This is a genomic window from Cellulomonas sp. GTC20042 (assembly GCF_055389595.1).
In genome coordinates this window covers 2058108-2074719 of record NZ_AP043678.1, presented here as the reverse complement: position 1 = coordinate 2074719, position 16612 = coordinate 2058108, and the positions used below count along the sequence as shown (strand labels likewise).

Annotated in this window: 22 protein-coding genes; 5 read left to right on the top strand and 17 right to left on the bottom strand. The window is 75.3% G+C overall.

Features of this window, described 5'->3' with window-relative positions; translation table 11 throughout:
• Positions 1 to 17 precede the first annotated feature (17 nt).
• From ACZ5HG_RS09570 to ACZ5HG_RS09560, 3 genes are read right to left on the bottom strand one after another with little or no spacing between them, the layout of a single operon-like run.
• Positions 18 to 428, bottom strand: coding sequence for a VOC family protein (locus ACZ5HG_RS09570; RefSeq protein WP_464175549.1), 411 nt, complete (start codon positions 426 to 428; stop codon positions 18 to 20).
• Complete coding sequence (locus ACZ5HG_RS09565) at positions 425 to 883, bottom strand: helix-turn-helix transcriptional regulator (RefSeq protein WP_464175547.1); 459 nt, start codon at positions 881 to 883, stop codon at positions 425 to 427. The genes ACZ5HG_RS09570 and ACZ5HG_RS09565 overlap by 4 nt, the downstream gene beginning before the upstream one ends.
• 31 nt (positions 884 to 914) lie before the next feature.
• Positions 915 to 1556 (bottom strand): LysE family transporter, encoded by a 642-nt coding sequence (locus ACZ5HG_RS09560; protein ID WP_464175545.1) that lies wholly within the window; start codon positions 1554 to 1556, stop codon positions 915 to 917.
• A gap of 70 nt (positions 1557 to 1626) precedes the next feature.
• Here ACZ5HG_RS09560 and ACZ5HG_RS09555 point away from each other — a divergent pair, with 70 nt between their 5' ends.
• Genes ACZ5HG_RS09555 through ACZ5HG_RS09545 form a run of 3 tightly spaced genes read left to right on the top strand, consistent with a single transcriptional unit; the run spans position 1627 to position 3925 of the window.
• Entirely contained in the window at positions 1627 to 2067 is a 441-nt protein-coding gene (locus ACZ5HG_RS09555; RefSeq protein ID WP_464182066.1) for an Lrp/AsnC family transcriptional regulator, read from the top strand.
• 50 nt (positions 2068 to 2117) lie between these two features.
• A complete protein-coding gene (locus ACZ5HG_RS09550) occupies positions 2118 to 2693 on the top strand; it encodes a helix-turn-helix domain-containing protein (protein ID WP_464182064.1) in 576 nt (191 codons plus the stop codon).
• On the top strand, positions 2690 to 3925 hold the full coding sequence (locus ACZ5HG_RS09545; RefSeq protein ID WP_464182063.1) for an MFS transporter: 1236 nt from the start codon (positions 2690 to 2692) through the stop codon (positions 3923 to 3925). The genes ACZ5HG_RS09550 and ACZ5HG_RS09545 overlap by 4 nt, the downstream gene beginning before the upstream one ends.
• On the opposite strand, the gene ACZ5HG_RS09540 is transcribed toward ACZ5HG_RS09545, so the two are convergent.
• The 3 genes from ACZ5HG_RS09540 to ACZ5HG_RS09530 are packed head-to-tail and all read right to left on the bottom strand — an operon-like array spanning position 3826 to position 5945.
• On the bottom strand, positions 3826 to 5070 hold the full coding sequence (locus tag ACZ5HG_RS09540; RefSeq protein WP_464182062.1) for an epoxide hydrolase family protein: 1245 nt from the start codon (positions 5068 to 5070) through the stop codon (positions 3826 to 3828). The two genes, ACZ5HG_RS09545 and ACZ5HG_RS09540, sit on opposite strands and share 100 nt — an antisense overlap.
• Entirely contained in the window at positions 5070 to 5240 is a 171-nt protein-coding gene (locus ACZ5HG_RS09535) for a hypothetical protein (RefSeq protein WP_464182061.1), read from the bottom strand. Before ACZ5HG_RS09535 ends, ACZ5HG_RS09540 begins: the two co-directional genes overlap by 1 nt.
• A gap of 42 nt (positions 5241 to 5282) precedes the next feature.
• On the bottom strand, positions 5283 to 5945 hold the full coding sequence (locus tag ACZ5HG_RS09530) for a M15 family metallopeptidase (RefSeq protein ID WP_464182059.1): 663 nt from the start codon (positions 5943 to 5945) through the stop codon (positions 5283 to 5285).
• A 176-nt stretch (positions 5946 to 6121) separates the two neighbouring features.
• Between ACZ5HG_RS09530 and ACZ5HG_RS09525 the strand changes: the two genes are divergently transcribed.
• Together ACZ5HG_RS09525 and ACZ5HG_RS09520 are read left to right on the top strand one after the other, a co-directional pair.
• The gene (locus ACZ5HG_RS09525) at positions 6122 to 7351 is read left to right on the top strand and encodes a sensor histidine kinase (RefSeq protein ID WP_464182058.1); all 1230 of its coding nucleotides are present in this window, start codon (positions 6122 to 6124) and stop codon (positions 7349 to 7351) included.
• Entirely contained in the window at positions 7348 to 8064 is a 717-nt protein-coding gene (locus ACZ5HG_RS09520) for a response regulator (RefSeq protein ID WP_464182055.1), read from the top strand. The genes ACZ5HG_RS09525 and ACZ5HG_RS09520 overlap by 4 nt, the downstream gene beginning before the upstream one ends.
• A 111-nt stretch (positions 8065 to 8175) precedes the next feature.
• Here ACZ5HG_RS09520 and ACZ5HG_RS09515 read toward each other — a convergent pair whose 3' ends face one another.
• The 11 genes from ACZ5HG_RS09515 to ACZ5HG_RS09465 all read right to left on the bottom strand — a co-directional run bounded on the left by ACZ5HG_RS09515 (position 8176) and on the right by ACZ5HG_RS09465 (position 16552).
• Positions 8176 to 9057, bottom strand: coding sequence for a class I SAM-dependent methyltransferase (locus tag ACZ5HG_RS09515; RefSeq protein ID WP_464182053.1), 882 nt, complete (start codon positions 9055 to 9057; stop codon positions 8176 to 8178).
• Positions 9045 to 9452 (bottom strand): nucleoside triphosphate pyrophosphohydrolase family protein, encoded by a 408-nt coding sequence (locus tag ACZ5HG_RS09510; protein WP_464182051.1) that lies wholly within the window; start codon positions 9450 to 9452, stop codon positions 9045 to 9047. The genes ACZ5HG_RS09515 and ACZ5HG_RS09510 overlap by 13 nt, the downstream gene beginning before the upstream one ends.
• Before the next feature lie 5 nt (positions 9453 to 9457).
• On the bottom strand, positions 9458 to 10066 hold the full coding sequence (locus ACZ5HG_RS09505; protein ID WP_464182049.1) for an MGMT family protein: 609 nt from the start codon (positions 10064 to 10066) through the stop codon (positions 9458 to 9460).
• A 44-nt stretch (positions 10067 to 10110) separates the two neighbouring features.
• Positions 10111 to 10791, bottom strand: a complete 681-nt coding sequence (gene pcp / locus ACZ5HG_RS09500; protein WP_464182048.1) for a pyroglutamyl-peptidase I — start codon at positions 10789 to 10791, stop codon at positions 10111 to 10113.
• Complete coding sequence (gene coaE, locus ACZ5HG_RS09495; RefSeq protein ID WP_464182047.1) at positions 10788 to 11417, bottom strand: dephospho-CoA kinase; 630 nt, start codon at positions 11415 to 11417, stop codon at positions 10788 to 10790. Before coaE ends, pcp begins: the two co-directional genes overlap by 4 nt.
• A 122-nt stretch (positions 11418 to 11539) precedes the next feature.
• Positions 11540 to 12310, bottom strand: coding sequence for an imidazole glycerol phosphate synthase subunit HisF (hisF, locus tag ACZ5HG_RS09490; RefSeq protein ID WP_464182045.1), 771 nt, complete (start codon positions 12308 to 12310; stop codon positions 11540 to 11542).
• Between the two features lies 1 nt (position 12311).
• On the bottom strand, positions 12312 to 13211 hold the full coding sequence (locus tag ACZ5HG_RS09485; protein ID WP_464182044.1) for an FKBP-type peptidyl-prolyl cis-trans isomerase: 900 nt from the start codon (positions 13209 to 13211) through the stop codon (positions 12312 to 12314).
• A 73-nt stretch (positions 13212 to 13284) separates the two neighbouring features.
• On the bottom strand, positions 13285 to 14646 hold the full coding sequence (pafA, locus tag ACZ5HG_RS09480) for a Pup--protein ligase (protein WP_464182042.1): 1362 nt from the start codon (positions 14644 to 14646) through the stop codon (positions 13285 to 13287).
• An 88-nt stretch (positions 14647 to 14734) separates the two neighbouring features.
• Positions 14735 to 15451, bottom strand: coding sequence for a proteasome subunit alpha (gene prcA / locus ACZ5HG_RS09475; protein ID WP_464182041.1), 717 nt, complete (start codon positions 15449 to 15451; stop codon positions 14735 to 14737).
• Positions 15452 to 15509: 58 nt separating this feature from the next.
• Complete coding sequence (prcB, locus tag ACZ5HG_RS09470) at positions 15510 to 16349, bottom strand: proteasome subunit beta (RefSeq protein ID WP_464182136.1); 840 nt, start codon at positions 16347 to 16349, stop codon at positions 15510 to 15512.
• On the bottom strand, positions 16349 to 16552 hold the full coding sequence (locus ACZ5HG_RS09465; RefSeq protein WP_464182040.1) for a ubiquitin-like protein Pup: 204 nt from the start codon (positions 16550 to 16552) through the stop codon (positions 16349 to 16351). The genes prcB and ACZ5HG_RS09465 overlap by 1 nt, the downstream gene beginning before the upstream one ends.
• Positions 16553 to 16612: the final 60 nt, after the last annotated feature.

Genomic DNA, 16612 nt, shown 5'->3' with positions numbered 1-16612 from the left:
CCCAGGCCGGACGCCGCTCAGCCGCGCTGCTGGATCCGCACCAGGTTGCCCGCCGGGTCGCGGAACGCGCAGTCCCGCACGCCGTAGGGCTGGTCGGTCGGCTCCTGCACGACCTCGACCTCCTGCGCCTGGATCCGGTCGAAGTCCGCGTCGACGTCGTCCGTGGCCAGCAGCAGGCTCGCGAAGGTGCCCTTGGCCATCATCTCGGCGACGGTGCGCGACTCCTCCTCGGTGATGCCGGGGGTGGCCGACGGCGGGTACAGCACGATCGAGGTGTCCGGCTGGCCCTGCGGCCCGACGGTGATCCACCGCAGGCCCTGGTAACCGACGTCGAGGCGCACCTCGAAGCCGAGCACGTCGCGGTAGAACGCCAGCGAGGTCTCGGGGTCCTCGTGCGGCAGGAAGCTGGAGTGGATGCTGATGCTCATGACGACGACGCTAGGCGCGGGCCCGTGCCGGTCGCTTCTCGATTCCTGACCGGTCGCGTCACCTGCTTCGCCACGCAGGCGGGCAGCCCCTGCTCCCCCGTCGCCGCCCGTGCCCGGTAGGCGCTCGGCGGCTCCCCGACCAGCTCGGTGAACCGCGTGCTGAACGTGCCGAGCGAGCCGAAGCCGACCGCGAAGCACACCTCGGTCACGCTGAGGTCGCCCCGCCGCAGCAGCGCCATCGCCCGCTCGATCCGCCGGGTCATCAGGTACGCGTAGGGCGACTCCCCGTACGCGGCGCGGAACTGCCGGCTCAGGTGCCCCGCCGACCAGTGCACCCCGCGCGCCAGCGCCTCCACGTCCAGCGGCAGCGCGTACTCGCGGTCGATCCGGTCGCGCACGCGCCGCAGCCGCGCCAGGTCCTCCAGGCGCTCGGCGGTGGTGGCGGGTGCGGTCATGGGGCGATCGTGCCACGCCTCTAGCGCCCGTTCAGCGCCACCCGTGCATCAGCCACGCGGCCAGCGCGAGCACCAGCAGGTGCCCGGCGATCCCGACCCGGGCGCGCCCCCGGTCCCCGATCAGCCTGCCCGCCCGCGCGGCGGCCAACGCCAGCAGCACGTGCCACCCGGCCGAGGCGAGCGCGACGCCGAGCACGAACACCGCCCGCGGCGCCGCACCGTCCCAGCGCCCGCCGAGGGCGGCCACCACCACCGCGAACGCCAGCGCGGTCGTCGGGTTGACCAGGGTGATCGCGGCGAACCGTCCCCAGGTGCGGTGCGCGGGCGTCCACGTCGGGGCCGCAGCCGCGCCCAGGGACGACGCCGCGCCGGCCGATCGCCCGCGCCACGCTCGCACCAGGCCGAGCACCGCGATCGCGGCCAGCACCGCACCGGCCACCACCCGGACCGTCCCGGCGTGCGCGGCGATCGGCCCGGCGACCGCTGCCCCGCCGAGCACCGCGAGCAGGGCGTAGCCGGTGTCGGTGCTCGCGATCCCGAGGCCGGCGGCCAGCCCGGCACGGCGCCCGCGGGTCAGCGCCTCGCGGAGCAGCAGCACGGCGACGGCGCCGGGCGGGACAGCGACGCCGAGGCCGGCGACGATCCCGGTGAGGAACGCTGAGGTGGTCTCCATGCGGGCGAGCGTGCCGGGTCGGACCGCGTGATCCAGCCCACCGACCGGCTGACGCTGCGATGATCGCGGCATGGACGCCATCGACAGCGAGATCCTCGGTCTGCTGCGTGCGGATGCGCGGATGGCCTACCGGCAGATCGGCGCGGAGGTCGGGCTGTCGGCCAACGCCGCCGCCGACCGGGTGCGACGGCTGCGCGCGACGGGCGTGATCACCGGCTTCGTCGCCCTGGTGGACGAGGCAGCCGACCCGGACGCCCGTCTGGACCTGCTGATCGACGCGCGCGTGCGCCCGGAGGCCGATCCCGGAGTGGTCGAGCGGCACCTCGCCGCACTCCCCGCGGTGACCGAGGTGCTGCACGTGACCGGCGACTGGGACTACCAGGTGCGGCTGCGGGTACCGACGGTCGCCCACCTGGACGCGGTGCTGCGCGGGCTCAAGCGGGACGGCGGCGTGGCGGCGACCCAGACCCGGCTGGTGCTGGGCTCCCCCGTCCGCACCCCGCGAACGTGATCATCAAGAACTCTTGATCAAGACATCTTGATAGTCGTACGCTCGGCGGCATGAGCCCGAGCGACCTCCCCGCGCGCCACGCCGACAGCGACCCGGAGCGGATCCGCGCGCTGGCCCACCCGCTGCGGCTGCGGCTGCTCGACCTGCTCGATGCCGAGGGCGACCTCACCGCCACCGAGTGCGCCGCCCGCACCGGCGAGTCGGTGGCCGGCTGCTCCTTCCATCTGCACACGCTGGCGAAGTACGGCTACGTCGAGGCCGCCCCGCGCCGGGGCCGGGAGAAGCCCTGGCGATCGGTGCGCACCCGGGACAGCCGCTACGACCCCGCCGTCCCCGGATCGCTGCGCGCGGTCTCCGAGATGGCCCGGCTGACCGTCGATCGCGAGGCCGACCGGCTGCACCGGTGGATCGACACCGCGCAGGACCAGCCCGACGAGTGGCTGCTCGCCTCCAACCTCACCGTGTCGACGTTCTGGGCCACCGCCGAGGAGCTGCTGGAGCTCTCGCAGCAGGTGCAGCGGCTGACCGACCGGTTCGCCGGCCGGTCCGAGGACCCGACGCTGCGACCCGCCGGGGCCCGGCACGCCCGGCTGTTCGGCGCGGTCACCGCGGACGGCGACGCATGACCGCCGTCGACCCCGCCGCGACCGCCACCTCCCCCGATCCGCGCGCCGCCCTCCGCAGCCGTCCGTTCCGGCGGCTGACCGCCGTCTGGCTGGCCACGAACGTCGCCGACTCGCTGCTCGCACTGATCCTGGCGGTGTGGGTCAAGGACCTCACCGGGTCGGACGCCGCCGCCGGTCTGACGCTCGCCGCGCTCGGGCTGCCCGCGCTGGCGACCCCGCTGATCGGCCACCTGGTCGACCGGGTCTCCCGCCGGCTGGTGATCGTCTGGGCGTACGCGATCGGCGCGGCCGCGCTGCTCAGCCTGCTCGCCGTGCGCGGGCCCGGCGGGGCGTGGCTGGTGCTCGCCGTGACGGTGGTCTACGCGACGGTCGGCTTCACCACCGGCTCGGCGCAGTCCGGCCTGCTGCGGGACATGCTGCCGGACGAGGCGCTGGCCGCCGCCAACGGCCGGCTGACCACGATCGACCAGGCGTTCCGGCTGGCCATGCCGATCGTCGGCGCCGGGGTGTACGCGCTGGTCGGACCGCTGCCGCTGGTGATCGCCGCCGCGCTCGCCTTCGCGGTGGCCGCGCTGCTCGCCGCCCGTCTCGACGTCCAGGAGACCCCGCCCGAGGAGCACCCCGAGCCGTTCCGCCGCTCGGTGCTCGCCGGTTTCCGCCACCTGCGCCGCACGCCGCCGCTCGGCGCGCTCACGCTGGCCCTCGGGCTCGGCTTCGGCGTCACCGGCCTGATCAACGGGGTCTCCTTCGCGATCATCGACCGCGGGCTCGGCCTGCCGGCGCAGATGCTCGGCCCGATCACCAGCGCGCAGGCGGTGACCGCCGTCGTCGCCGGGCTGACCTCCGCGCGGCTGATCGCACGCTGGGGCGCCCCGCGTCTGGTCGCCGTGGCCATGCTGCTGGCCGGGGCCGGTGTCGTCCCGCTGCTCGGCGGCAGCCTGGTCGGCGTGGTGGTCGGCATGGGGCTGCTCGGCGCCGGGATCACCTGGGCGGTGGTCGGCTTCGTCACCGAGAGGCAGGTGCGCACGCCCGCGACCATGCAGGGCCGGGTGCAGTCCGCCGGGGCGATGGTGCTCAACGTGCCGCAGCTCGGCCTCGCCGTGGCCGCCGCCGCGGTGGTGGACCTGGTCGACTACCGCTGGCTCGTGCTGGTGTGCGTGGTCGGGCTGGTGGGCGCGGCGCTCGTCGCCGCCCGCAGCGGTCGGAAGAACGCGCGCAGCTCGGCGGCGTAGACCTCCGGCTGCTCGAACGCCGCGAAGTGCCCGCCGTGCTCCGGCTCGGTGATCCGCACCGTGTTCGCCATCCGCTCCAGCCACGCGCGCGGCGGGCGCACCACGTCGCCGCCGAAGATCGCGAAGCCGGACGGCACCTCCACCCGGCGGCCGAGCTGAGCCGGGTCGATCGCCGCGTTCGCCGCGTACATCCGCATGGACGACCCGATCGTGCCGGTGAACCAGTACTGGCTGATCAGGGTGAGGATCTCGTCCCGGGTGTAGGCCGCGTCCAGGTCGCCGTCCGGGCCGCAGTCGCTCCACGCGCGCAGCTTCTCCACGATCCACGCCGCCAGTCCCGCCGGGGAGTCGGTCAGGCCGACGGCGGCGGTCTGCGGGCGGGTGCGGTGGATCGCCGCATAGGCGCCCTCGACCGCGCCCCAGCGCGCCACCTCGGCGAACCAGTCCCGCTCCTCGGGGGTCAGCGTGCTCAGGTCGGTGCTCGGCGAGGGCAGCCCGGCGTCGGTGCGGTGCACGCCGACCAGCCGCTCCGGGTGGTCGAGCGCCAGGTACCGGCTGACGTGGCTGCCGACGTCACCGCCGGCCGCGCCGAAGCGCGGGTAGCCGAGCGTCGTCATCAGCTCCGCCCACAGCCCGGCCACCGCGATCGAGTCCAGCGGGGCCCCGCGCGGGGCGTCGGACCAGCCGAAGCCCGGCATCTCCGGCACCACCACGTCGAAGGCGTCCGCCGGGTCCGCGCCGTGCGCGCCGGGATCGGTGAGCAGGTCGATCACCTTCGTGTACCGCCAGGACGAGTCCGGCCAGCCGTGGCACAGCAGCAGCGGCAGCGCCGGGGTGCCGTCCGGCGCGGGCGTGGCGCGCACGTGCACCAGGTGGACGCCGAGCCGGTCGGGCCCGACCTCGGCGCGGAAGCGCGGGTGCCGGGCCAGCGCGGCCACCTGCGCTTCCCAGTCGAAGTCCTCCGCCCAGGTCCGCACCAGATCGCGGAGGTAGCCGACGTCGGTGCCCAGCGACCAGCCGGACCCCTCCGGCGCGTCCGGCCACCGGGTGGCGCGCAGCCGCGACCGCAGGTCCGCGACGGCCACGGGGTCGGCGACGAGGGCCACCGGCTCGACCGCCCGCTCTTCCCCCGGCGGCACGGGCATCAGACCGCGCACTCGCAGACGAGGTTGTACTCGACCACCTGCTCGCCCTCCTCGGGGCGAGCCCAGGCCTCCGCGGCGGCGCGGTCGGTGAACGTCCGCCCCGCCAGCCGTCCGTTGGCGAGCAGCACGCCCACCTCGATCATCGTGCGCGGGTCGTCCAGGTCCACCACGGCAGTTCCTCCGATCGATCGGTCAGTCGCCCGGTACAACACTCACCACCCCCAGGATGAGTCCCGGTGCGGCGCAGGACATTCTGCCGCGCCCGCCGGCAGCATCTCGAAGTGCCACACCTCGTTCGCGTAGGTCGGGCACAGGCCGTGCTCCAGGCCGTGCTCCTGCAACCAGTACGCGCCCTCGGTGGGCCCGACGTCGATCGCGAGACCCTGCACGTGCGCGGAGGTCTCCGGCGGCAGCACCCGCCGGTGCGCCTCGGCCGGGTCGCCGTACCGGGCCAGCGCGTCGTCCACCAGGTCCTGCTGCTGCTCCGGCGTGCGCCAGCCCGAGGTCAGGGTCAGCGTCACGCCGTCGTCGGCGGCGGCCTCCTGCGCGGCGGCGAAGCGTGCGGCGAGCTCGGGGTCCAGGCCTGTCGCGGCGGCGGCCGAGCCCGCTGCGGGGTCGGCCGCGTCGGGGGCTGCGGGGCCGGCTGTCGGGTCGAGGGCGGAGCCCGTGCCCGACGTCCGACCGAGACCGCCCGGTCGGAGCACCGCCGCCGCCACCCCGAGGGTGAGGAGCACGACGAGCACCAGCAGGACGGTGCGGCGGCCGTTGCCGCACGGCGATCGGTCGGGGCGTGGCCGGTCGGGACGCCGCTGGTCCGGACGGGGGCCTGCGGGCTGCCGTCGATCGGCGGGCTCGGTGATGCGGAGTGAGGTCATGCCGTCCACGGTCCCGGTGGGCGGCTGGGTGCCGCGTCCGGCGAGGGCCGGGTCTCCGCGCGTCGTCACCCGGCCGTCCGACCGTGCGCGGGGCATCCTCCAGGGGGATCCCGGCACGGCGGGCGTCATCCCCCGGGCGGTCCCGGCGGGTGGCGGCGGCGACCTAGCGTGACGATGTGCCCGAGCCGTCCACCCGCGCCCGCCTCGGCGACCTCGCCCGTACCGACGTGATCGTGGCCGGGATCGCGCTGCTCCTGTGGTGGGCGATCGGCCGGGCCGTCGAGGCGGGCACCGCCTGGTACCCGCGCTGGCCGGTGTCCTACACCTGGGCGGGGCTGTGGCTGGCGGGGGTGCTCGTGCTGCGCCGGATCGCGCCGCGCACGGCGCTGGTGCTCGCCTGCACCGCGTACCCGGTCGGTTACACCCTCGCGGTCGGCCACGAGGGCATGCAGTCCGACTTCCACGTGCTGCCGCTGCTCGTCGCGGCGTTCGCGGTCGCCCGCGCCGGGCGCCTCGGGCCGGTGCCCACCGTCGCGACCTCGGTGCTCGCGGCGCTGCTGCTCGACCAGGGCATCCTCGGCGTGCAGATGCTGGTCGAGGGCTCCGGGGTCCCCGACCTGTCCTCGGCCGCGCTCGTCGTCGCGCTGACGGCCGGCGCCGGGGTGCTCGGCGCGGCCTTCCACCGGCTCGACGCGACCGCGCGGTCGCTGGAGAGCAGCAACGCCGCGCTGCGTGCGCTCCAGGAGGTCCGCGCCCAGCAGGCGGTGCGCGCCGAACGCACCCGGATCGCCCGCGAGCTGCACGACGTGCTCGCGCACCACGTCAGCGCGATCGTGGTCCGCGCCCAGGCCGCCGACCGGGTGGGAGCCCGTGATCCCGAGGCGTACCGGGAGGCGATCCGGTGGATCGTGCCCGAGGGCAAGGAGGCGCTGGGATCGATGCGCGCCGTGGTGCGGGTGCTGCGGGACACCGGTGCGGCCCCGCGCGCCCCGCTGCCCGGCCTGGACGCGCTCGGACCGGTGGTCGACCGGGTGCGCGGTGCCGGGCTCGACGTCACGACCACCCTGCCCTCCACCGTGGACGTGACCTCGCCCGCGATCGGCCTCGCCGTCGTCCGGATCGCCCAGGAGGCGCTGACCAACGCGCTCACCCACTCCCTCGCCACCCGCGCCGACCTGGCGCTCCGCCGCACCGGGGACGTCCTGGTGCTCGAGGTCAGCGATCCCGGCCCTCCCCGCCGGTCCCCCGACCCCGTCGATCCGGCCGATCGCAGCGTTCCGGCCGATCGCGGCGGCAACGGGCTGATCCACATGCGCGAGCGGGCTGCCTCCTGCGGGGGCACCCTCGCCGCCGGGCCGACCGCCGACGGCCGCTGGCTGGTCCGGATGGAGGTGCCGCTCCCATGACCGACGAGCACGACGCCCCGATCCGGGTGGTGATCGCCGACGACCAGCCGATGATCCGGCTCGGCCTGCGGATGATCCTGGACGAGGAGCCGGACCTGGTGAACGTCGGCGAGGCGGGCGACGGCGCCGAGGCGGTCGCGGTGGCGCGCCGGACCGCCGCCGACGTGCTGCTGCTGGACATCCGCATGCCCGGCACCGACGGGATCGAGGCCACCCGGCACGTCCGCTCCGATCCCGCCCTCGCCGCGCTGCGGGTGGTGGTGCTCACCACCTTCGACGACGAGGAGTACGTCACCGGTGCCCTGCGCGCCGGGGCCGACGCCTTCCTGCTCAAGGACACCGACCCCGGCACGCTGGTCAGCGCGGTCCGGCGGGTGCACGGCGGCGGCAGCCTGATCGACCCGATGATCACGGCGCTGGTGCTGGACCAGTGGCGCGCGTGGGGCGCCGGACGGCCCGCGTCCCCGATCGGCGGCGGCGGTGGTGCGGCGGGCATCGGCGACGCGCTGTCCGGCCTCACCCCGCGCGAGCGCGAGGTGCTGCGCGTCGTGGCCCGGGGCGCCAGCAACGCCGACGCCGCCGCCGAGCTCGGGCTCAGCCCGGCCACGATCAAGGCCTACGTGCACGACCTGCTCACCAAGCTCGGGTGCACCGCACGGAGCCAGCTCGTCGTGGTCGCCTACGAGGCGGGCCTGGTGGTGCCGGGCGCCTGATCATCGCGACGTCGAGCACGGTCTCCGCACCCAGGCCGGGCAGCAGTCACGCGTAGTCCGCCGCCACCCGGTCGTAGCCGGACCGGGTCTGTGCCCGGTGCGGGTCGTCGGTCATCGCTGCGCCGCCACCAGCCGGACCAGACGCTGCGGCCGCGCGCCCCGGCAACCCGTCCCCGGAGGGAGGGCGGCGTGCTCCTCCACCGCGCGCCGCACCTGCCAGCCCGCCGCACCCAGAAGCCCGTCGACCTGCTCCGGTGCGAATGCCGACCGCCACGGCTCCCCGGTGGCGCCGACCATCGCGGCGACCGCGTGGGCATAGGCGCGCCCGGCGTCGTCGCGGTGCTCCTGCGGCAGCACGTGGTCGAGCACCAGCCACGACCCCGCCGACAGGTCCGCCAGCGCGCGCAGCACGGCCTCGACCTCGGACGGCGCCAGGTACATGGTGGTGCCGAGCCAGACCACGACCACCGGTCGGTCCGGATCGAGCCCGGTGTCCACCAGCGCGCCGAGCAGATCACCGCCAGGCAGCTCACCGCCAGGCAGCTCACCGCCGGGCGCGGCACCGCCGGTCAGGTCGACCGGCACCGGCGTGCCGACATCCGCCAGACCGGCGGCGGCGAAGCGCTCGGCCCGCCAGGCCAGCACGCCGGGCAGGTCCACCAGCCAGGTCCGCACCCCGGCGGGCGCGCGGTGCGCGGAGGTGTCGAGGCCGGCCCCGAGCACGACGTGCTGGTCGACGTCCGCCGCGTGCAGCACGTCCTCGGCGAACCGGCTGCGGGCGAGCGTCGCCACCCGGGCCGCCGCGAGCACGGGTTCCTCCGGAGCGCCGGTCTGGTAGCCGAGCGGGGACGGCCCGGCGGCGGGGTCGGTGCGGCACAGCGCCTCGGCCTGCTCGTCCACCAGGACGTGCGGTGCCGGGTCGACGTGCAGGTGTGCGGCACGGGCCGCGGCGGAGAGCAGAGCGGACGGACTGGGGGTGATCAGGGGTTCCATCTCAACCAACTACCGGACCGGCCCCGCCGACCGGGGGACGCGCGCCGTCGGCGTCCGACGGATCCACCCGTCCGGAGCAGGCCTCCTGCTCCCGCGAGCCAGGGCCACCACTTCTCGGCCAGCGCCCGTTCCACGTCCACACCGAGCGCCCCGGCGAGCAGCAGCGCGTGCGCGATGACGTCGGCGCACTCGCGTTCCAGGTCGGCGCGCAGGGCCTCGGGGCCACGACCGCGGTCCCGCGAGCGGCCGCTCGCCGCCAGGTGCGCCGCGACGAGCTCGCCGACCTCCTCCTGCATCTTCATCACGTACCAGTCGGGGTCGCGCTCGATCCCGGCAGTGCGCGCGTACAGCGCCGACACCCGCTCGACCCGCGCCTGGACCTCCGCCAGATGCATCGGGATCAGCCCCGCCCGGCGACGGCGGGGGTGGGCGTCGCCGCGCTGGTCGTGCTGCCGTCCGACGTGTCGACCGGCCCCGGCACGCCCTCGGCCGTCCGCCCCACGCCCGCCGCGGATGCTTGCTCGCCGTCCGGCGCCCACCGCGCCGCGTCCACCGCCACCCGCTCGCCGTCCGGCCGCAACGGGACGCCCTCGGCGACCAGCAGCCGGCGTGCCTCCTCGGGGTCGCGGCACGCCACCCGGCCGTCCACGGCGACCACCCGCCACCACGGCAGCGTGGGGCCGAGCAGGCTGAGCACCCGGGCGGTCTGCCGGGGTCCTCCGCGCCGCGTGCTGCCCTCAGCCTCGAGCCGGTCGGCCACCTCGGCGGCGACCGACCCGTAGGTCATCACGCGGCCGGGCGGGATCGCCGTGACCACCTCGACGGTCGACCGGGTGTACTCCTCGTCTACATCGCCTCCTGAGCGCAGCGCGTCGTCCCGCGCCCTCGCCCTGGGCTCGGCTTCCGGCACGACCGTAGCGCCGACCACCGACACGGTGACCGGCGCGGACGCGCCGGTCGGCCACCCCGTCGTCTGCTCCTCGTCGGAGCGCGCCGGACTCCGGCTCACAGGGCCACCCGGTGGCGCGCCGCGCACGCCGCAGCCGCGGCGGCTCAGGCGAGCGTGCCTGCCGCCACCCGCAGGTCCACCGTCGTCGCCAGCGCCGCCCGCAGCACCGCGGTCAACCCCGCCGCCGACCGCTCCGCCGGCAGCGAGGCGCCACCGGGCGCCACCTGCTCCGGCAGCCGGGGCACGTGCACGAACCCGCCGCGCACCCCCGCGCTCCCCTCGCGAGCACCCGCGGCGACACCCACCGCGCCGCCCGGCGCCAGCAGGTCCGCCAGGGCGTAGGCGATCGTGTTGCACACGTACGTGCCGGCGGTGTTCGACACCTCCCCGGGCACGCCCGCGTCGAGCATCGCGGTCAGGCACGCCTTGACCGGCAGCCCGGAGAAGTACGCCGCCGGACCGCCCGCGCGCACCGGCACGTCGACCGGCTGCGCGCCGTCCTCGTCCGGGATCCGCGCGTCCTGCACGTTCACCGCGACCCGCTCGACGCCCACCGCGGACCGCCCGCCGGCCTCGCCCACGCACAGCACCAGGTCGGGCTGCACCTCGGCGACCAGCGCGGCCAGCGCCTCGGGCGCCCGCGCGAAGGACACCGGCAGCAGCCGCGCGACCAGGGTGGTGCCCGGCTCGGCCCAGCCGTCCTCGACCAGGCGGACGGCGGCCCAGGAGGCGTTGATCTCCTGCTGCTCGAAGGGCTCGAACCCGGTGATCAGGATGGTGGTCACGGGACGTCGACCTCGCTCTCGGCGGTGCGCTCGGCGGCCAGGCGCTCCCACAGGGTGTCGACCTGCTCGCGCAGCCCATCGGGGTCGCCGGCGCCGTCGAGCACGATGTCGGCGGCGGCCAGGCGCTCCTCGTCGGTGGCCTGCGCGGCGATCCGGGCCTCGGCGTCGCGCCGGGACATGCCGCGGGTGCGGACCAGCCGCTCGACGCGCAGCACCGCGGGGGTGTGCACGAGGACGACCAGGTGGAACCGGTCGCGCCCGCCGGTCTCCACCAGCAGCGGGATGTCATGCACCACCACGACGTCCGGGTCGACCGCCGCGGCGGCGGCCTCCCGCTCGGCGGCCAGCCGGTGGATCACCGGGTGCACGATCGCGTTCAGCCGCGCGCGGGCGTCGGGGTCGCCGAAGACGACGGTGCCCAGCGCGGGCCGGTCCAGGCTGCCGTCGGCGGCGAGCACCGCCGGGCCGAAGTCCTCCACGATCGCGGCGAGGCCGGGCGACCCCACGGCGACGGCCTCGCGGGCCAGCACGTCGTGGTCGATCAGCACGGCTCCGCGTTCCTCGAGGCGGTCCGCCGCCACCGACTTGCCTGCCGCGATCCCGCCTGTCAGTCCGATGCGCTGCATCGGTCCATCCTGCCCCGCCCGCTCGCCCACGTCACGTGCGCGGGCCGCCGCGGGCATCGCACGGCCCGCCCGACGCCGCGCCCGCGCCCGACACCTGCGCGCCCGCGTCCGACGGGCGACGCTCAGCGGACGACGAAGCCCCGCGTACGCAGGTGGTCCTTGACCTGCCCGACGGTGAGCGCGCCGAAGTGGAACACGCTCGCGGCCAGCACCGCGTCCGCCCCGGCGGCCGCGGCCTCGGCGAAGTGCTCGACGGTCCCGGCGCCGCCGGAGGCGATCAGCGGCACCCGCACCTCGCGGCGGACGTCGCGCAGCATCTCCAGGTCGAAGCCGCTGGTGGTGCCGTCGGCGTCCATCGAGTTGAGCAGGATCTCCCCGGCGCCGAGCCCGGCGGCGCGCGCCGCCCACTCGACGGCGTCGATGCCGGTGCCCTGCCGCCCGCCGTGGGTGGTCACCTCGTAGCCGGAGCCGGTCCGGGTGTCGCCGGTGACCCGCCGGGCGTCGACGGACAGCACGAGCACCTGCGAGCCGAAGCGCTGGGCGATCTCTGCGATCAGCTCGGGCCGGGCGATGGCGGCGGTGTTCACGCCGACCTTGTCCGCGCCGGCCCGCAGCAGCCGGTCCACGTCGTCGGCGGAGCGCACGCCACCGCCGACCGTCAGCGGCACGAACACCTGCTCGGCGGTGCGGCGCACCACGTCGTAGGTGGTCTCGCGGTCGCCGGAGGAGGCGGAGACGTCGAGGAAGGTGACCTCGTCGGCGCCCTCGGCGTCGTAGCGGCGGGCGAGCTCGACCGGGTCGCCGGCGTCGCGCAGGTTCTCGAAGTTCACGCCCTTGACGACGCGTCCGGCGTCGACGTCCAGGCACGGGATCACGCGCAGCGCGACGGACATGTCACTCCCCCGCGGGCTCGGTGGCGGCGTCGGTGGAGGCCGGCGTGCGGGTGGCGAGGATGTCGATCACGAAGACGATCGTCTGCCCGGCGAGCTCCTCGCTCTGGGTGGCGCCCAGCGCGTAGGACGGCGGGACGACCACCATCACCTGGCTGCCGACGGTCTGCTCGACCAGCGCCTCGGACCAGGCAGGCACGTCGTCCAGGCTGAACGTCGCAGGGCTGCCGGTGGTCCAGGTCGAGTCGAAGGCCTCGCCGGTGGCCCAGACGAAGCCGGTGTACTGCACGGTGATCACGTCGTTCGCGGCCACCTGCGTGGTCGAGGGGCTGCGCAGCAGCGGCTGCACGACGAGGTCGGACGGCGGCTCGGTGCCGGTCGGGGTGAGCGAGGGCACGCCGTCGGCGTCCAGGCTCACCGCGGGCAGGCCCTCGCGCGGGGTGACGGGCTCGCCGTCGGCGCGGGTGGGCAGCACGTCGAGCACGGTGACCGTCGGGTAGGCGGAGGCGCTGCCGCTGGCGGCCGGGCTGATCTGGAGCAGGCGCGCGCCGACCCGCTGGCCGGAGAGCGTGGCGTAGAGGTCCTTGCCCAGGTCCTCCTCGGTGAGCAGGCGCGGCGTCGGCGACGTGCTGTAGCTCTCCTTGACCAGGGTGGCGTCGGAGGCGTCCTCCAGCCAGAAGTCGAGCAGCACCGGGCGTCCGTCGACGAGCTCGGGGCCGGTGCCCTCCCAGATGTTCTGGTGGATCGTCTCGGCGACGTTCAGCGGCGTCCGGTAGGTGATCGTCGGGGCGGTGCCGGCATCCCCGGTCACCACGACCTCGGGCGGCGCGGGGTCGGCGCCGGTGCAGGCGGTCACCCCCAGCGCGAGGGCGGCAGCGGCGCACAGGGCCACAAGACGTCGCACGTCGTTCCTTCCGAGCCGGTCAGCAGGTCCGGCGCCCACTGTACGGGCCCTGGCCGGGTGCTCCGGCCACCGGTCACATGGACTCGATCAGCCGCTCGACGCGCTCGTCCACGCTGCGGAACGGGTCCTTGCACAGCACGGTCCGCTGCGCCTGGTCGTTGAGCTTGAGGTGCACCCAGTCGACCGTGTAGTCGCGGCGGGCCTCCTGGGCGGCGCGCACGAACTCGCCGCGCAGCCGGGCGCGGGTGGTCTGCGGCGGCACCGACGTCGCCTCGAACACCTCGACGTCTCTGGTGACCCGCTCGACCAGACCGCGCTGGGCCAGCAGGTTGTACAGGCCCTCGGTGCGGGAGATGTCGTGGTACGCCAGGTCCATCCGTGCGATCCGCACGTCCCCGAGGTCGAGGCCGTGCTTGGCGCGGTAGCGCTCGATCAGCCGGTACTTGATCACCCAGTCCAGCTCGCGCTCCACCAGCGACAGGTCCCCGGTGCGCAGGGCGCGCAGCCCGCGCTCCCACAGGTCGAGCACCTGCTTGACCTCGGGGGTGACGTCGGCCTCCGCCGTGACGAAGTCCTGCACGCGGGCCAGGTACTCCTCCTGGAGGTCCACGGCGGTGACCGTGCGGCCGGTCGCCAGGGTGACCGGGTGCAGGCCGGTGACGTCGTGCGAGATCTCCCGGATCGCCCGGATCGGGTTCTCCAGCGTGAGGTCACGCATCGGCAGGCCGGCCTCGATCAGCCGGAGCACCAGGTCCGTCGAGCCGACCTTGAGCATGGTGGTGGTCTCGGACATCGAGGAGTCGCCGACGATCACGTGCAGCCGGCGGTAGTGCTCGGCGTCGGCGTGCGGCTCGTCGCGGGTGTTGATGATCGGTCGCGAGCGGGTGGTGGCCGAGGAGACCGCCTCCCAGATGTGGTCGGCGCGCTGCGAGAGGCAGAACACGGCGCCGCGCGGGGTGGTCAGCACCTTGCCGGCGCCGGTGAGCACCTGCCGGGTGATCAGGAACGGCACGAGGATGTCCGACAGCCGGGAGAAGTCGCCCTGCCGGCGTACCAGGTAGTTCTCGTGGCAGCCGTAGGAGTTGCCGGCGGAGTCGGTGTTGTTCTTGAACAGGTGGATCCGCCCGGACAGCCCCTCGTGCTCGAGGCGCTGCTGGGCGTCGGCGACCAGGCCCTCGAGGATCCGCTCGCCGGCGCGGTCGTGGGTGACCAGCTGGCGCCAGTCGTCGCACTCGGCGGTGGCGTACTCCGGGTGCGAGCCGACGTCGAGGTACAGCCGCGAGCCGTTGCGCAGGAAGACGTTCGAGGAGCGGCCCCACGCGACCACCTTGCGGAACAGGTAGCGCGCGACCTCGTCGGCGGACAGGCCGCGCCCGTCGGGGGCGGCGCAGGTCACGCCGTACTCGGTCTCCAGGCCGAAGATGCGTCGGTCCACGGGTGCCTCCTCGTTCGTCCTCGGGCCCGTCTCGGTCCCGCTCCGCTCTGCTCTCCGTCGCCCTTCGCCCGGCCGACCGCCGGGCCCGTCAGGCCTGGGCGCCCTGGCCGAGCAGGTCCTCCAGCACGACCCCGGACAGCCGCCGGAACGCGCGCCGGGGCCGGGTGCGGTCCAGCACCGCGACCTCGAGCTGTGCGGCCGGGATCACCCGTCGGTCGTCCTCGTCGCCGCCGTCCGGCGGGGTGCCGAGCACCCGCACCGCGAGCCCGAGCACGTCGGCCAGCGGCATGTCGGGCACCCACGCACCGGCGATCTCCTCGCGGAGGCGCTCGGACTGCCCGCCCATCACCACGAAGCCGCGCTCGTCGGCCACCGAGCCGTCGTAGGACAGCCGGTAGATCTGGTCGGCGGCGGCGGTCTCGCCGACCTCGGCCACCACCAGCTCCACCTCCAGCGGCTTCGACTCGGTGGTGAACACGGTGCCGAGGGTCTGCGCGTAGGCGTTGGCCAGGCCGCGGGCGTTCACGTCGCGCCGGTCGTAGGAGTACCCGCGCAGGTCGGCGTAGCGCACGCCCGCGACGCGCAGGTTCTCGAACTCGTTGTACTTGCCGACGGCGGCGAACGCGATCCGGTCGTAGATCTCGGAGACCTTGTGCAGCGCGCGCGAGGGGTTCTCGGTGGCGAAGGCGATCCCGTCGGCGTAGGCCAGCACGACCACCGAGCGCCCGCGGGCGATGCCCTTGCGTGCGTAGTCCGCCCGGTCCTTCATCAGCTGCTCGGGCGAGACGTAGAACGGCATGCTCATCTCGGGGCCCCCGCAGGATCGGGAGCGCAGCGAGCGATGTCGTGGGGTGAGGGCATCGTCAGATCTCCTCGCGACGGGAGCGGGCGTGCTGCTCGCGGCGACCGGCGACCACCTGCGCGACGACCTCGCCCAGGGCCTCCTGCCCGACGCGCTGGTAGCCGGCGCCGGTCACGACGGCGACCACCGGCCAGATCCGCCGGGACTCGTCGGGACCGCCGGTGGCGGAGTCGTCGTCGGCGGCGTCCACCAGGGCCTCGACGGCCACCCGCACGGCGTCGTCCACGTCGAGACCGGGCCGCCAGAGCTTCTTCAGCGAGCCACGGGCGAACACGGAGCCGGAGCCGACGCTGTGGTGCTCGTGCTCCTCGTAGCGGCCGCCGGTGACGTCGTAGGAGAAGATCCGCCCGGTGCCCCGGTCCAGGTCGAAGCCGGCGAACAGCGGCACGACGGCCAGGCCCTGCATGGCCAGCCCGAGGTTCCCGCGGATCATCGTGGCGAGCCGGTTGGCCTTGCCGTCCAGCGAGAGCAGCGTGCCCTCGATCTTCTCGTAGTGCTCGAGCTCGAGCTGGAACAGCCGCACCAGCTCGACGGCCAGCCCGGCGGTGCCGGCGATGCCGACCGCGGAGTGGTCGTCGGCGGGGAACACCTTCTCGATGTCCCGCGAGGCGATCTGCGAACCCATGGTGGCGCGGCGGTCACCGGCCATCACCACGCCGCCCTCGAAGGTCAGCGCGACGATCGTGGTGGCGTGCGGGGCCACCGGCACCTCACCGGCGGGCAGCGGGCGACGCCCGGGCAGCAGCTCCGGGGCGTGGCCGGCGAGGAAGTCGACGAAGGACGACGAGCCCGGTGTGGTGAACGCGGCCGGCAACCGCCCGGTCGCGGCGTCGCCGGGGATCACTGACCGCCCTTCTGCACGAAGCCGCGCACGAACTGCTCGGCGTTCGTCTCCAGGACGTCGTCGATCTCCTCCAGGAGGGCGTCCACCTCGGCGTCGCGCTGCTGGGTCGCCGCGGCGACCTGCTCGACGTCGGGTCCGTCGGTGGGCTCGTCGTCCTCGCGACGCTCCCGCGCGCGCTCCTGACCGGCGTGATCAGCCATCGTGCACCCTCCACGGCTCGTGCCCCGTCGCACCTGCGTGCGACCGTGCCACCACCCTAG